This is a genomic window from Sphingomonas kyeonggiensis, from assembly GCF_014196745.1.
GTDB classification, from domain to species: domain Bacteria; phylum Pseudomonadota; class Alphaproteobacteria; order Sphingomonadales; family Sphingomonadaceae; genus Sphingomonas; species Sphingomonas kyeonggiensis.
The window spans coordinates 1,213,456-1,227,911 of sequence record NZ_JACIEH010000001.1; the positions used below are offsets into that span (position 1 = coordinate 1,213,456).

General features: G+C 63.2%; 12 protein-coding genes and 1 tRNA gene. 6 read left to right on the top strand and 7 right to left on the bottom strand.

All coding sequences use genetic code 11. From position 1 onward, the window contains the following. Positions 1 to 52: 52 nt before the first annotated feature. The 6 genes from GGR46_RS05805 (at position 53) to GGR46_RS05830 (ending at position 6,679) form a co-directional block, all read left to right on the top strand. Entirely contained in the window at positions 53 to 1,864 is a 1,812-nt protein-coding gene (locus tag GGR46_RS05805) for a methyl-accepting chemotaxis protein (RefSeq protein ID WP_183995395.1), read from the top strand. Continuing rightward, positions 1,861 to 2,343, top strand: a complete 483-nt coding sequence (locus GGR46_RS05810) for a chemotaxis protein CheW (RefSeq protein ID WP_183995397.1) — start codon at positions 1,861 to 1,863, stop codon at positions 2,341 to 2,343. The genes GGR46_RS05805 and GGR46_RS05810 overlap by 4 nt, the downstream gene beginning before the upstream one ends. A gap of 157 nt (positions 2,344 to 2,500) precedes the next feature. Beyond that, positions 2,501 to 3,313: a CheR family methyltransferase gene (locus GGR46_RS05815; protein WP_183996799.1), complete on the top strand. Its 813-nt coding sequence runs from the start codon at positions 2,501 to 2,503 to the stop codon at positions 3,311 to 3,313. Between the two features lie 5 nt (positions 3,314 to 3,318). Then, positions 3,319 to 4,407, top strand: coding sequence for a protein-glutamate methylesterase/protein-glutamine glutaminase (locus GGR46_RS05820; protein WP_183995399.1), 1,089 nt, complete (start codon positions 3,319 to 3,321; stop codon positions 4,405 to 4,407). A 155-nt stretch (positions 4,408 to 4,562) separates the two neighbouring features. Continuing rightward, positions 4,563 to 6,281: a hypothetical protein gene (locus GGR46_RS05825; RefSeq protein ID WP_343058034.1), complete on the top strand. Its 1,719-nt coding sequence runs from the start codon at positions 4,563 to 4,565 to the stop codon at positions 6,279 to 6,281. Positions 6,282 to 6,496: 215 nt separating this feature from the next. Then, a complete protein-coding gene (locus tag GGR46_RS05830) occupies positions 6,497 to 6,679 on the top strand; it encodes a hypothetical protein (protein ID WP_183995401.1) in 183 nt (60 codons plus the stop codon). Positions 6,680 to 6,770: 91 nt separating this feature from the next. On the opposite strand, the gene GGR46_RS05835 is transcribed toward GGR46_RS05830, so the two are convergent. The 7 genes from GGR46_RS05835 to gyrA form a co-directional block, all read right to left on the bottom strand. Continuing rightward, complete coding sequence (locus GGR46_RS05835; RefSeq protein ID WP_183995403.1) at positions 6,771 to 8,063, bottom strand: COG3904 family protein; 1,293 nt, start codon at positions 8,061 to 8,063, stop codon at positions 6,771 to 6,773. Continuing rightward, positions 8,053 to 9,408 (bottom strand): COG3904 family protein, encoded by a 1,356-nt coding sequence (locus GGR46_RS05840; RefSeq protein ID WP_183995405.1) that lies wholly within the window; start codon positions 9,406 to 9,408, stop codon positions 8,053 to 8,055. The genes GGR46_RS05835 and GGR46_RS05840 overlap by 11 nt, the downstream gene beginning before the upstream one ends. Then, the gene (locus tag GGR46_RS05845; RefSeq protein ID WP_183995407.1) at positions 9,405 to 9,965 is read right to left on the bottom strand and encodes a hypothetical protein; all 561 of its coding nucleotides are present in this window, start codon (positions 9,963 to 9,965) and stop codon (positions 9,405 to 9,407) included. Before GGR46_RS05845 ends, GGR46_RS05840 begins: the two co-directional genes overlap by 4 nt. Then, complete coding sequence (locus GGR46_RS05850) at positions 9,962 to 10,345, bottom strand: hypothetical protein (RefSeq protein WP_183995410.1); 384 nt, start codon at positions 10,343 to 10,345, stop codon at positions 9,962 to 9,964. The genes GGR46_RS05845 and GGR46_RS05850 overlap by 4 nt, the downstream gene beginning before the upstream one ends. Positions 10,346 to 10,972: 627 nt before the next feature. Continuing rightward, positions 10,973 to 11,047, bottom strand: a tRNA-Glu gene (locus tag GGR46_RS05855). Positions 11,048 to 11,137: 90 nt separating this feature from the next. Continuing rightward, positions 11,138 to 11,485 carry a DUF952 domain-containing protein gene (locus GGR46_RS05860; RefSeq protein ID WP_183995412.1) on the bottom strand — a complete coding sequence of 116 codons (348 nt, stop codon included), beginning with the start codon at positions 11,483 to 11,485 and terminating at the stop codon, positions 11,138 to 11,140. 54 nt (positions 11,486 to 11,539) lie between these two features. Beyond that, positions 11,540 to 14,308 (bottom strand): DNA gyrase subunit A, encoded by a 2,769-nt coding sequence (gene gyrA / locus GGR46_RS05865; RefSeq protein WP_183996803.1) that lies wholly within the window; start codon positions 14,306 to 14,308, stop codon positions 11,540 to 11,542. Positions 14,309 to 14,456: the final 148 nt, after the last annotated feature.

Consider the following 14,456-nt stretch of genomic DNA (forward strand, 5'->3'; position numbering starts at 1 on the left):
CGGAGAAAGTGCCCGCGGCCGCACGTGAAGGATACAAAGGGGTCGTTAGAAGATGCGCGCAACGATAAAACTCAAACTCGGCATAACCTTCGGGGTGCTGGTCGTCATGCTGTTCGCGGTGGTTCTGGTCGCCAATTCGCGGCTGAGCACGCTGAACGATGCAATCAGCGAGACTATCAGCGGTCCGGCCAAACGGCTCGAGATGGCGCTGACGATCAATGGTGAACTGGGCAAGCTGCTGCGTTCCGAAAAGAACCTGCTGCTGACCACTGATCCGCAGCTCAACAGCGAATTCTCCGCGGCGATCAACAAGGGCCAGACTTCCGTCGAAGCCATGATCAACGAGGGCGCGGCGCTGGCAAGCACGCCGGAAGGCAAGGCGCTCTGGTCGCAGGTGCGTGAACAGTGGAGCGCGTTCAAGCCGCTGAACAGCCGCGTTCGCGATCTGGGACTGGCGAACGAGAATGAGAAGGGCGCTGCGCTGTCGGTTACCGAGTCACGCAAGGCGGCCATGGCGCTCACCGACACGATCGACAAGATCGTCGATCTGCAGAAGCGGCAGATGCAGGAGACCGACGCGGAGACCACGGCGCTCTATTACGCGGCGCGCAACACGCTGCTGATCGTTGCGGGCATCGCGCTGCTGCTTGCGGTCGGTGGTGCGGTCTGGATTTCGCGTATCGTCTCTGGCGGCCTGCGCCGGATATCGGTTGCGATCAACGCCGTTGCGGTTGGTGATCTGAACCAGGAAGTTACTGTCAACTCCAACGACGAGATCAGGGATCTGGTCACGACCGTAAACGGCATGACTGCAAATCTGCGCATCAGCGCCGCCCTGGCCGACAAGATTGCTGATGGTGACCTGACCGTCCACCACCAGGCGCTTTCGGACAAGGACACGCTGGGTCTTGCCCTGATCCGCATGGTCGAGCGTCTGCGCGGCGTCGTCGGCGATGCGATCGTCGCTGCCAATAACGTCTCATCGGGTAGCCAGGAGCTCTCGTCCAGTTCGGAGCAGGTGTCGCAGGGCGCGACCGAACAGGCTGCTGCTGCCGAGCAGGCATCGGCGTCGATGGAAGAGATGGCCGCTAACATCAAACAGAACGCGGACAATGCCGCGCAGACCGAGAAGATCGCGCGCCAGTCGTCGAAGGACGCGGAGGCGAGTGGTGTCGCGGTCGAGCGTGCCGTGGTGGCCATGCGCACGATCGCCGAGAAGATCGGGATCGTCCAGGAAATCGCCCGCCAGACCGATCTGCTGGCACTCAATGCAGCTGTCGAAGCTGCGCGAGCCGGCGAACATGGCCGGGGCTTCGCGGTGGTCGCATCGGAAGTCCGCAAGCTCGCCGAGCGCAGCCAGACGGCGGCGGCGGAGATCGGCGCGGTTTCCGGCGACACGGTGACCGCGGCCACTGAAGCAGGCGAGATGCTGACCAAGCTGGTGCCGGATATCCGCCGTACCGCCGAGCTCGTCTCGGAAATCAGCTCGGCATGCCGCGAGCAGGATATCGGCGCGTCGCAGATCAACGATGCGATCCAGCAGCTCGATCAGGTGACCCAGCAGAATGCGGGTGCGTCCGAGGAAATCTCGACCACATCCGAGGAGCTCGCTGCCCAGGCCGAGGAGCTTCAGGCCAGTATCGCCTATTTCCGGATCGACGAGCGCGCCGGCCAGTCCACTGCGAGGGTCGCGCCTGTTGCGCAGCGCAGCGCTCCGGCTCGCAAGCCGGCGTCGCCCGCCAAGACCAAGACCCGGCCGAACTCGATCGCCGATCAGAAGGCACGCGTGAACGGTTTTGCCCTCGACCTGACCAGTGGTGGTCCGGACGCGGACGACGCATCCTTCGGAGCGCAGGCAGCATGACCGACACGCAGGAAATCCAGACCGTAACCTTCGGGCTGGGGGCGGAGATCTTCGCGGTTCCGGTGACATTGGTTCGCGAAATCCTCGATTACCGCGAGACCTTTCGCATCCCCAACGGCCCGGATTACCTGCTCGGGCTGACGGACATGCGCGGCGAGGGAATTGCCACGATAGACTTCCGCCTTCGGCTCGGCATGCCGCATGTCGAACCGACGCCCAACACGCGGATCCTGGTCGTGGACGTTCCCGTAGCCGATCGCGTGCTCGTGCTCGGGCTGGTGGTGGATCGCGTGCTGGAAGTCAGCACCTTTCGCGGTGACCAGATCGGCGCCGCGCCCGACATCGGCGTGCGCTGGCCGTCCGAATATATCGCCGGGGTGGTGAAGCGGACGGAGGGCTTCGTCGTGCTGGTCGATGTCGCGCGCATCTTCTCGGCTGGGGAAGCCGCTCTGTTGCTTCCGATTTCCTCGGCGGCCTGACGAAACGGCCCGGCTCGCCCCTGTGGGGAGTCGGGCCTGATCGCCCGAACTCCCTCTTCCGCCCGTGTTCCCGCAACCGGGCCTCCAGTCTATCGGAGCAGGTCCATTGGCTACCGCCGCAACGACCCTTAGCGCCCCGTCCTCGGGCACCGACCAGATGAACCGGCGCAACTTCGCGATGCTGTCGAGCTACATCTACGATTACTCCGGCATCAAGATGCCCGAGAGCAAGAAAACGATGCTCGAAGGTCGTCTGCGCCGCCGCTTGCGCGCTACCGGCTGTCGTACGCTCGACGAATATTGCGACTATGTGTTCAAGGGTGATCACAGCGCCGATGAAGGGCTGCACCTCATCAATGCCGTTACAACCAACAAGACCGATTTCTTCCGCGAGCCGGCGCATTTCGATTATCTGACCGAGACGATCCTGCCGGCCTTCAAGGCCAGCGGCATGCGCACGATCCGCGCCTGGAGCGCGGCCTGCTCGACCGGGCCGGAGCCCTATACGGTGGCGATGGTGCTGGACGATTTCGCCGATACGCAGGGCGGCCCTTCCTATGGCATCCTCGCCACCGATCTGGATACCGAGGTGCTCGCCGCAGCCCGCGCGGGCATCTATCCGGTCGATCTGGTCGAGCCGGTGCCGGCAGACCTGCAGCGCAAATATGTGATGCGCTCGCTCGATCCGCGCCGCCGCGACATCCGCATGACGCCCGAACTGCGCAGCGCGATCGGCTTTGCCCGACTGAACCTGATGGACGATCGCTACCCCGTGGGGGAGGCGATGCACCTGATCTTCTGCCGCAACGTGCTGATCTATTTCGACAAGCCCACGCAGCGGAAGGTCGTGACGCGGCTCGTCGATTGCCTGGCGCCGGGCGGTTATCTGTTCCTCGGTCATTCGGAATCGATCACCGGTCTGGACCTGCCGCTGACCCAGGTCGCCAACACCGTGTTCAAGCGGAGCTGACCGGCATGCCCGCCGCCAGGAAAATCCGCGTGCTCGTCATCGACGATTCCGCCAGCGTGCGCCAGACAATGACGGCGATCCTCCAGGAAGATCCCGAGATCGAAGTAATCGGCGCGGCATCCGATCCCTTCACCGCCGCCAAGCGGTTGCAGGAGGAAGTGCCCGACGTCATCACCCTGGATGTCGAGATGCCGCGGATGGACGGCATTACCTTCCTGCGCAAGCTGATGGCGCAATGCCCGCTGCCGGTGGTGATGTGTTCCTCGCTCACCGAAGAGGGATCGGAAACGCTGCTGCAGGCGATGGAAGCAGGTGCGGTGGACGTGATCCTGAAGCCGCGTGTCGGCGTTGCCGATCACCTCGCCGAGCACAATCTGCAGATTCGGGATGTGGTGAAGGCGGCAGCCAAGGCACGGGTGCGTGGCCGCCCTGCCTATCGGGAGCCCAGGTCGCAGCTGCCGGAGAAGAAATTGACCGCAGATGCGGTGCTGCCCCCGCCGAACGGCCGCGCGATGAGCCGCACCACGGAGATGGTGGTGTGTCTGGGCGCATCGACCGGCGGAACCGAAGCGCTGCGCGAGGTACTGGAGGCACTGCCGGCCAATTCGCCGGGCGTCGTCGTGGTGCAGCACATGCCGGAGAATTTCACGCGAGCTTTCGCCTCGCGGCTCAATACGCTGTGCGAAGTCGACGTGAAGGAAGCCGCGGACGGCGATCCGGTACTGCGGGGCCATGTGCTGATTGCGCCTGGCGGCAAGCACACGATGCTGGAGCGGCAGGGCGCGCGCTATCATGTTTCGGTCCGTGACGGGCCCTTGGTATCTCGGCATCGCCCCTCGGTGGACGTGCTGTTCCGGTCCGCCGCGCGGGCCGCGGGATCGAACGCGGTGGGCATCATCATGACCGGCATGGGCGATGATGGTGCGCGGGGCCTGCTCGAGATGAAGCAGGCCGGTGCGCGTACCTTCGCACAGGACGAGGCCACCTCGATCGTGTTCGGCATGCCGAAGGAAGCGATTGCGCGTGGTGCGGCCGATCGGGTGGTGCCGCTGGGCATGATCGCTCGCGAATTGCTGCAGGCGACGTCGCGATGAGCGTGCATTCCACAGGAGTCGGGCGTTGAGACCGACAAGGCATGTGATGCTCGATGACGGCATCTCCGAGCTCGAAGTCAGGGCGTGGAACCCGATCCGCTGGTCCGACGACATGAAACTATATCACGGCCGCATCGGCCATACCGGAGGACAGCGTGTATCTTTCGAAGATAGCTGATCAGCATCCCGAGCCCGTGGCGGCACTGGAGGAGGTGCGCCTCGCGCTTGGCGGCGTTGCCAGCAACCTGGACGCACGCTTCGTCGAGGCGGGCACGGCGCTTGCCCACACCTATGACATTGTCGAGAAGCTCGTTTCTTCGCTGGAGCGCGTCACCAATGCGCTTGATCGCGAAGGCACTGATGCGGCGATCGGGAATATGCGCAGCACCGCGGATCGTCTCATGCGCCTGCCCGATGTGCAGGCCGGACGTGAACAGGCGCTGGGCGCCATCCTGCAGGCAGGCAACGCGCTGAAGTCGCAGATCGCGCAGGTCAACCGGACGCTACGCTTTCTTCGTATCTGCGGCCTGAACATCAAGGTCGCAGCTGCCGGAATGGGCGAGTTTTCGGACTTTTCCGACGGAATGTTCGCCAGGCTCGATATCGCGGAAGCCGAAATGCAGGGCATCGCGCGCGAGGTCGAGCGGCTGGCGGAAGGTGTACCCGATGTGCTTGCCGTCGAGCAGCAACTGGCGGCCGAATGCGCGGCGGTGGTGCCGCATGTCCCCGCACGCCTCGCCGATGACGCGGTGGCACTACAGCAGCATCAGGCGGAGCTGGCGAAGCGCGCGGCGCAGATCGCCGATGTAGCGCGTGACGTGCGCACCAAGGTCGGAATCGCACTCGGCGCGTTACAGATCGGCGATATCACCCGCCAGCGTATCGAGCATGTGGTCGATGGTGGCCGGTTGCTCGATACTTTCCTGGGGGAACGTGGTGAGATCAGTCCTGCCGTGGCTGATGCCGTTCGGGGGCACATGCTGGCGCTGCTGGCTGCGCAGGCATTCGAAACCGTGACCGATTTCAAGCGCGAGACCCGCTTGTTGTCGCAGAGCCTTCACGACATCCGCCCCAACACCGTGGCATTGCTGGAGCTCAAGGATACGGAGGGCTCCGATGGCGGGCAACATGAAGGCTCCTTCCTCAACGTTCTGGAGCGCAGTGTTGTCGAGGTCGAAAGCGTCACCGGGCAATTGCGCGAAGCCGATGCACGGTCGCAGCAACTGGGCAACGCCACATCGGAAACGGCCCGGAATCTGGGCGAGCGGCTCAAGAATGTCCACCGCGTCAAGAAGGACGTCGAGCATATGGCGTGGAATACCGATCTACGCTGCTATCGCATGGGCAACGAAGGTCGAAGCCTGGCGGTGATTGCCAGCGAGATCCGTGGATTTTCTGCGACGCTGGAACGCATTTCGGCGGAGATTGGCGGATCATTCCAGCAGATTGCCGGAGCGGCCGAAACGATAGTCGATCCGCAGTCGGATAGCGAAGCCGGGCAATCGCTCGGGGAGTCGCTCGAATGCATTCGCGAAGGCGGGCGAAAGATGCGCGACGGCCTGTCAGGCCTTGATGACGACGCTTCGCAGATCGCGGACATATTGCGCGAAGCGACCGAGAAGGTCGACTGCGAGGAAGTGAGCGAAATGCTCGCTAGCCTGGCCGCCCAGCTTTCCGCCTTCGCACGACCGCAGACCGAATTTGCCGATGAGACTGCGCTGCTGCTGTCCGAACTGCTCGCGGTGCTTGCCGGGAGCTATACGATGGCGAGCGAGCGGGTGATCCACAAACAATTCGCCGTCACCGAGGAGCCCGAAGCGGAAGTATCGGTGACCTTCGATGCAGACGAAGACGATGATGATGGGCTGTTTTAGAGGGGGCTCCTCGAGGGGGTCGGGGATGCTGGCATCGGCGGAGAAGAATGCTCGCGGTAACGCTGGAGAGAGACACGATGCGCGCGCTGTTGCCGCTTCGCAGCAGCGGCAGCAGGCCGGCGGTTAGCGCAAAATGGCCGAGATAGTTGGTGCCGAACTGCAGTTCGAAGCCGTCGCTGGTCTCCTGACGTTCTGGTGTACGGCACGAGCAGACCTTGTTCGCAGCGCTGCGTGAGAAATGGCCGGAGCCCGAGCGCGAGACGGCCCTCAGGATGATCGCGATGTTGTCGATCGGCGCCGTGCGGCTGTCTTTGGACACGTTGGGCCGGGAGGACGGCAAGCGCCCGCTCGCCGAGATATTGGTGGCCGCATTCGACGCGCTGGAGCGCGAGATCTAGACCGGCTGGCGACGCCTCGGTCTCGCTTGCGCATCCGGATCAGCTGCCGCTCGCGCTTTGGGAGGGTGCAGGAGGAGACGTCTGTTTCGGATCAGTGTTGCGCGGTTACTGGCGGGCGGCATTCTCGCCAGGCGACTCTTACGGCGTTTCTCTCGCGGCCGTTCAATGCCATTGACGTCAGCCAATAGGCGCTGGTGTCGTTCTCGCCGAATTCGACCTGCGCGGAAAGATTGCCCAGGTGAACGATGTCGGCCGCCAACGCCTCGGACGGATAGAGCAGGATATGGGCCCACCGCGCGTCGGCGAGCAGGCGGACCTGAGGTGCTTCGAAATTCTGGTGCGCGCCACCTTCGACGAACAGCCTTACCGCGCCAATGACGCTGCCGTCGGTCACCGCGAAATATTCGTCAGGCTTCTTCTGATAGTCGCTGAGCAGCGTCATGCGGACGGAATGCGGATCCTGGATCAGTCCCGGATAGTCCGACAGTTCGAGAGTCTCTTTCGGCTTGGTCAGGATAACGACCGGCCGGACAGCTCCGCCCCCTGCAGATGAGCATTCGAAGCTCGTTTGATACCGGAAGTCCGTGCCGGTCTCGATACCCACCGCGAGCAGATGGTCGCCCTCGGCGAGCAACTGCACGTTCCAGCCCCTTTCGTCGCCGAGCGCGACGCGCAGCTCCTCAAGCGTTTTCAAGTCGGGGAAGCTCATATCGCTGGGCGTCGCCGAGGAGGCCAATTTCAGGATCCCGGCATCCACGCCCATATCGGCAACATATTTGGCGAGCTCGCTTGAAGTGACCTGCGACTGCCCGGACAGGTCTGCGCTAAAGGCTTGCGCCTTCTCGGGCGAACTCAGAAACGCGGCCGCGAGCGGTCCTTCGAATTGATGAAACCCAATCCGGACTTTGTTGTCCCGCCCATTATCGAGTGCGTTCGGGAAGGAGATGTAGCGGTGCGGTCCGCCCAGAAACGCATAGGCGCAGGCACTCAGGCAGATGCCATCCAGATTGGAGTCGATCTTCTCGCCGCGTATCATGCGGCCGAACCGCAAAGCCCCGTCGAGATTGCCTCCCGGGCTGTTGAACCAAAGCGATCGAATCCGCAGTTTCTTCTCGCTCATAAGCTTGAGATAGTCGGCAAAGTCCCGAGGTGTGTCCGGTGTGATGGTCCCTATGGCCTTCACCTCTACCGATCCGGCTTCTCCGTAATAGATCGCGAACTTCATCGGCGCTTCCAGCTGCTCCGCTGTCGGCACCGGCTCTTCTTGAGGTCCGCCGGCCAGCGCGGGCGCAAATGCTGAGCCAGTTATCAGGGCAACACTAAGGGCGAAGCGGGCCATCGCGTGCGCGCTGACGGTGAAGCGGCGGGAAGCTTTATTGATCATCCTCAGCCTTCGCCTCCTTCTTCCGCTTGTTCTTCTTCTCCCTCGGCAACGCCACCCGGCTGTAAGGGTCCGAATCTTCGTCTTGCGGTCCACTCTCGATGAAGGGGCATTGAGCAATCGCCGTCATCAGATCCTTGAGCGGCCGGGCAGGAATCTCGCTTATCCTGATCCAGTGATCGGAGGATTCCTTGCCGTCGGAATTAATGGTGAACTCGACCCCACCGCTGCGCTGAAGCAATTCGAAGAAGTATGGGCCGGGGAATGCGACGATGTTCGCCCATTCTTCATCGGCGTAGAAGGTAATGCCTATGACATTCCAAGTTTCAGTGCTGTAATATTCCTGCTCGCCGTCCTCTACCGCTTTGTAATCATCACCAGATTCTTCATAGCGATAGGCTGGTCCGATCCATTTCATGCCCACATCGATTTGCTGTAGAGAATCGCCCTGATCTGGGAAAAAATAGCCGTTCGGCTTCTCGTTGTAGGAAGATCCGTTCAGCTTTTCCCATTTAATCCAATCGCCGATCATTAGTGGATAGGAGGATGCTGGGTAGTCTCCCTTGGGGAGCGACAGGACGATCGCCGGCTGATTCTTGTTGTTGGAATCAGGGAAGCAACCAAAGGTAACTTGCTTCCTGTGGTTCGTGTCGGCGGAGAGCCCGATCGAGACGATCCGTCCCAGGTCGGAACTCATCGTGAAGGTCCATTGATCGTCCCCTTCGAACAGGACGCGAAGGTGCTTCAACGTCGCGACATCTGGATAGACCATGGTTCCGGGAAGCGCCCGGGAGGCGATGCGGATGATCTCGACGCTGACCCCCATCTCCTCGACATAAGCGGCCAGCGCGCTTGTCGATCCTTGGGCATGCCCCGAGACGTCGTCGACAAGGGCGCGCTTCTTCGCCATCGACTGCAAGCCGGCCGCGTTCAGGCCGGCAGAGAATTGGTGAAAGCCAAGCACATCCTGTTGGCCGCCGCTCAATCCTGCAAAGCGCGTCAGCCCACCCAGAAAGGCATAGGCGCAGGCGCTCCTGCAATAGCCGTTTTCGAGCGCGAGCCCGGTCGAAATACGGCGGGATCGCAGGATTCTCCCCAGCGCAAGCGCCGGGTCCAGATTACCGCCGTCGCTTCGGAAGAGGACGTCCGTGATCGGCCTGCCTGGGCCCAGGCGCTCCTCGAAGGCGAGGAAGGCGGCGGGTGTGGACTCGTCTATCGTCCCACTGGCAATGACAACGACGCCAGCCGGAGGCTGAAACTCCGAAAGCGTGAATTGCATCGGTTTGGCGAATGCGACCGTTGGCCACGCTACCAAGGCGGTGAGCAACGCCGCGAAGACCCGGCTCATTTTTTCGGGCTCGAAGCGATGAACCTCTCCAGCCCACGCCCGATCTCCGGCGACATGGTCCTGCGCATTACCGAAATCGTGCTGGCATAGGTCTTGTGGAAATCGGTGGCGCTCGCCTTCAGAGCGGCCTGCAATATCGTTGCGTCGCAGGCCGCAACCTCGATGCAGGTCTGGACCTGATCGTAGAAGGACGAAATCTCACCGACCGATAGGGTCGCGGGTTCGTTCGGGTTCTTCTCGTCATAGGCTGCGATGGCCTTTGAGATGAACTGATCGGCCTGTTGGTCACGCAGTCCGTCGGCCGCGTTAATTCTGTCGATGTCCGCGGCATAGGGCAGCCAGACGCGATTGAGATTTTGCCGGCTCTTGCTCACCTCGCCGGTATTGAACTGCTCGATATAGTTGAGTGCGTTCTCCGCGCGTTTGGTCGAGGCATCGTCGCTGAGTTGCTTCCAAAGCAGGAAGAGCGCGACGACAGCCGCCACATAGGAAACGGCCTCCAGCAGCTTCAGGACTGGGCCGATCCAGAGTTTTGCCTGTTCTGCTACCGCTCTCACGGCGCAATGCAGGCGCTGCTGATCGATACCGCGCGTTGGCGTGCGAGGTTCCGCCGGGATTGAAGATCCCTGATGAGACACCCGAACTCGCGCTTACTCAGCACCAGCACATTGCGATTTCTTGCCGTGTTGCCCCGGTGAATGTTCACGCTCTGGTTGGTGTTGAGCCGGCTGAGCTCGGTCTGTGTCGGCCGGGCGATCGGGCAAAGATCGAGATAGATCACCAGGACGTCCCGTGCGTCGGCCTCATAGGCGCGCCTGTGGTTGAGCAGGCACGCGGCCGCTCTTCCGTCGATGGTGATTGTTTCTTTTTGCGGCTCGGTGGCAGCGCCAATCGGCCCGCCATGCAGCACGGAAAGCAGAAGAAGAACGAAAGACACCGACTTACCCCCTAAATTGGTGTTCCTAAGCTTAACTTTGCCTAGCGCTGTGGGGAAGGGTGTAGCTCGGAATAAAAACCCCGCGTTGCAAATGATATGCGAGATTTTCTTTTGCCGTGGCGTCGATGCGACGCCCGGTTCGGGCGGCATTTGGGGCTCGATTCTCCAGGTGTTCGGACATGGCGCGGCCACAGCTCGCGGAAGCCCTTATTCGACCTGCAAGGGGCTGATCACCACGACTGGTACAAGGGCCCGTGCGAAAACCTCAGTCTTGCAGAGGACCAGCTCTTCCCACCGCTCTTCAACCTCTGGATGGCGAAGCCGGGCAGCGAGGAGGCCGATGCACAAGCAATTTCCGAAATTCCGGCGGCCCTTGAGCGATGGGGAGGGAAGGCATTGGCGCTTCCCGCCGATCCGCCTCAGGCGGCGCAAACCCTGTGGCCGAAGACGCTGAAGTCGGCCCCAATGTCACAATGTAGGGTTGGCGGCCGTAGAGCCACCTCGCGAGGCCAGATAGGGGCGGCTGCCGTGATTCGCTCCCGCGAATGATCGCCGAGATCCGAGACGGCCTATTTGACGTATATTAGACGGCCTGCTTTGCCACCGCAGCCAAGCCTTTGAAATCGCTGGTGACCCCTACGAGAATCGAACTCGTGTTTTCGCCGTGAGAGGGCGACGTCCTGACCGCTAGACGAAGGGGCCGTGCAGCGGAAGCGGGCAATTACGGGTAGCATCTCTCCCCGTCAAGCGCCTTCCGGAAGGTTTGGCAATTTTATTGCGATGCCGCGTTTTTCAGCCGGTGATGGGCAGGCGGAGCGAGCCGTCGGGCTCGTAGCCGACTTCGCTGTACGCGGTTACCGCCACGAGCGGCAGGTCGGCATAGAGATGCGGGAAAAGCTGGCCGCCGCGCGACGGCTCCCATTGCACCGCGTCGCCCATCGCCTCCAGATCGACAGCGGCGAGCCACAGGCCGGTCTGGCCCGCGAAATGCTTGTCCAGCGTCTCCTCGACCTGCGCGGCGGTGGAGAGGTGGATATAGCCGTCCTGGAGGTCGATCGGCGCGCCCTTGAACACGCCCTCATGCTCCAGGACGTGCATCTGGTCGCTGGTGAGGATCTTGTAGGCGGTATTGTCGGGCATCGACGCGCTTCCCGTTAAAACCCTCTCCCGCAAGCGGGAGAGGGTGCGTGGCTCTTACTGCCCGTCCTCGGGCCCCTGAGCGAGGTCCTCGGTCGTGGTGCCGTCGGCGGTGGCGTCGCCGATGGTGGGGCCGTCACCCAGCTCCGCCTCGGCATCGCCTTCGCTTTCCTCGATCCGCGCGGCGGAGACGACATGCTCGTTCGCGCCGACGTTGAACAGGCGCACGCCCGCCGAGCCGCGGCCGATCACGCGCAGGTCGCCCAGCGACATGCGGATCATCTTGGCCTGGTCGGTGACCAGCATCAGCTGGTGGCCCTTGCTCGCCGGGAAGCTCGCCACCACCGGGCCGTTGCGGCCGATATTGTCGATGTTGGTGATGCCCTGGCCCCCGCGGCCGGTGCGCCGATACTCATAGGCCGAGCTCAGTTTGCCATAGCCATTGGCGCAGACGGTGAGGATGAACTGCTCGCGGTTCTTGAGGTCCTCGAAGCGCTCGGCGGGCAGATCGGGCTCGCCTTCCTTCTCGGCCTTCCACGGCGCGAAGCGGAGATAGGCCTCGCGCTCCTCGCTGGTGGTGCCGACGCGGTGGAGGATCGACAGCGAGATGACCTCGTCACCGTCCGCCAGCCGCATGCCGCGGACGCCGGTGGAGTTGCGGCTCTGGAACTCGCGGACGTCGTCGGCGGCGAAGCGGATCGCCTTGCCCTGGCGGGTGGCGAGCAGCACGTCGTCACCTTCCTCCAGCAGCGCGACGCCGATCAGCCGGTCGTCGACATCCTCGCCTTCGAACTTCATTGCGATCTTGCCGTTCGAGGGCACGTTGTTGAACGCGTCCATCGCATTGCGGCGCGCCGAGCCCTTGGCGGTGGCGAACATCACGTGGAGGTTCGCCCATTCCGCCTCGTCCTCGGGCAGCGGCAGCACGGTCGAGATGGTCTCGCCCGCCGCAAGCGGCAGGATGTTGATCATCGGCCGTCCGCGGGTGGCCGGGCCGCCCTCGGGCAGCTTCCAGACCTTCATGCGATAGACCTTGCCGAGGGTCGAGAAGAACAGCACCGGCGTGTGCGTCGAGGTGACGAACAGCTCGGTGACGGCATCCTCGTCCTTGGTCGCCATGCCGGCGCGGCCCTTGCCGCCGCGGTTCTGGGCGCGGAAGGTGTCGAGGCTGGTGCGCTTGATGTAGCCCTGCACGGTCACCGTGACGACCATGTCCTCGCGCTCGATCAGGTCCTCGTCCTCGATGCCGTCGGCAGCGGGGGCGATCTCGGTGCGGCGCGGGGTGGCATAGAGGGTGCGGACCGTGGTCAGCTCCTCCACCATCACTTCGTACAGCTTTGCGCGATTGCCGAGGATCTCGAGCAGCTCGGCGATCGAGTCGGCCAGTTCCTTGAGCTCCTCGCCGATCTCGTCGCGGCCGAGCGCCGTCAGGCGGTGCAGGCGCAGGTCGAGGATCGCGCGGACCTGGGCGTCCGACAGACGATAGACGTCGCCGGTGACTTCGGTTTCGACCGCTTCGACCAGCTTGATGTACTGGGCGATCTCCGCGATCGGCCATTCGCGCGCGAGCAGCTTGTCGCGGGCATCGGCCGGGCTCGACGAGCCGCGGATGATGCGGACGACTTCGTCGAGGTTGGTGACCGCGATCACCAGGCCGAGCAAGATGTGCGCGCGCTCGCGGGCCTTGGCCAGCTCGAACTTCGAGCGGCGGGTGATGACCTCCTCGCGGAACTTGACGAAGGCCTGGATGATGTCCTGCAGGTTGAGCAGTTCCGGGCGACCGCCGCGGATCGCGAGCATGTTGGCCGGGAAGCTCGACTGGGCAGGGGTGTTCCGCCAGATCTGGTTGAGCACGACCTCGGGGGTCGCGTCGCGCTTCAGGTCGACGACGATGCGAACGCCCTCGCGCGACGATTCGTCGCGGATGTCGCTCACGCCCTCGATGCGCTTGTCCTTGGCCGCTTCGGCGATCTTCTCGACCAGCGCGTTCTTGCCCTGCTGGTACGGAATCTCGGTGAGCACGATCGAGCGGCGATCCCCGCGCTGCTCGAACTCGTGGCGCGAGCGGACCATGATCGAGCCGCGGCCGGTCGAATAGGCGTTGCGGCAGCCGGTGCGGCCAAGGATCAGCGCGCCGGTCGGGAAATCCGGACCGGGGACGATCTCCATCAGCTCCTCGAGCGTCAGCGCCTCGCGCTGGCCGAGCATGCTCTTGATGTGCTCGAGGCAGGCGTCGATCACTTCGCCGAGATTGTGCGGCGGGATGTTGGTCGCCATGCCGACCGCGATGCCGCCGGCGCCGTTGACCAGCAGGTTGGGGAAGCGCGCGGGGAGGACCGCCGGCTCACTCTCAGACCCGTCATAGTTCGGGACGAAGTCGACCGTGTCCTTCTCGATGTCGTCGAGCAGCGCCGAGGCGACCTTGGCGAGGCGCGCTTCGGTGTAGCGCATCGCAGCGGGCGGATCGGGGTCCATGGAACCGAAGTTCCCCTGGCCGTCGATCAGCGGCACCCGCATCGCCCAGTCCTGGGCCATGCGCGCCATCGCGTCGTAGATCGAGCTGTCGCCGTGCGGGTGGTATTTACCCATCACGTCACCGACGAGGCGGGCCGACTTGCGATAGGCGCGGCCGGCGACATAGCCGCCTTCCTGCGCGGCGTAGAGGATGCGGCGGTGGACGGGCTTCAGGCCGTCACGAACGTCGGGGAGCGCGCGCGCCACGATCACGCTCATCGCGTAATCGAGGTAGCTCGTCTTCATCTCGTCGACGATCGAGATCGGCGTAATGTCGGAGGGGTCGTCGGCGAGGATGGTCTCGTCGGTCAAAGTGTTCACCGCTTTCGGGTTCTTGAGTGTGACCTACGGCTCTAGCGGTGCCGATGCATCCTGCCAACCCCGCCCGCGCGCGTGCGCGTACGCGAGGAAAGCTGGGGATAAGTTGACAGCGAAGGCAGTTAATGAGAACAAAAGGAGA

Bases quoted from the DNA above. Each gene is read 5' to 3' on its own strand.
- GGR46_RS05805 (WP_183995395.1), top strand. From the start codon at position 53: ATGCGCGCAACGATAAAACTCAAACTCGGCATAACCTTCGGGGTGCTG.
- GGR46_RS05810 (WP_183995397.1), top strand. From the start codon at position 1,861: ATGACCGACACGCAGGAAATCCAGACCGTAACCTTCGGGCTGGGGGCG.
- GGR46_RS05815 (WP_183996799.1), top strand. From the start codon at position 2,501: ATGAACCGGCGCAACTTCGCGATGCTGTCGAGCTACATCTACGATTAC.
- GGR46_RS05820 (WP_183995399.1), top strand. From the start codon at position 3,319: ATGCCCGCCGCCAGGAAAATCCGCGTGCTCGTCATCGACGATTCCGCC.
- GGR46_RS05835 (WP_183995403.1), bottom strand. From the start codon at position 8,063: ATGATCAATAAAGCTTCCCGCCGCTTCACCGTCAGCGCGCACGCGATG.
- GGR46_RS05840 (WP_183995405.1), bottom strand. From the start codon at position 9,408: ATGAGCCGGGTCTTCGCGGCGTTGCTCACCGCCTTGGTAGCGTGGCCA.
- GGR46_RS05860 (WP_183995412.1), bottom strand. From the start codon at position 11,485: ATGCCCGACAATACCGCCTACAAGATCCTCACCAGCGACCAGATGCAC.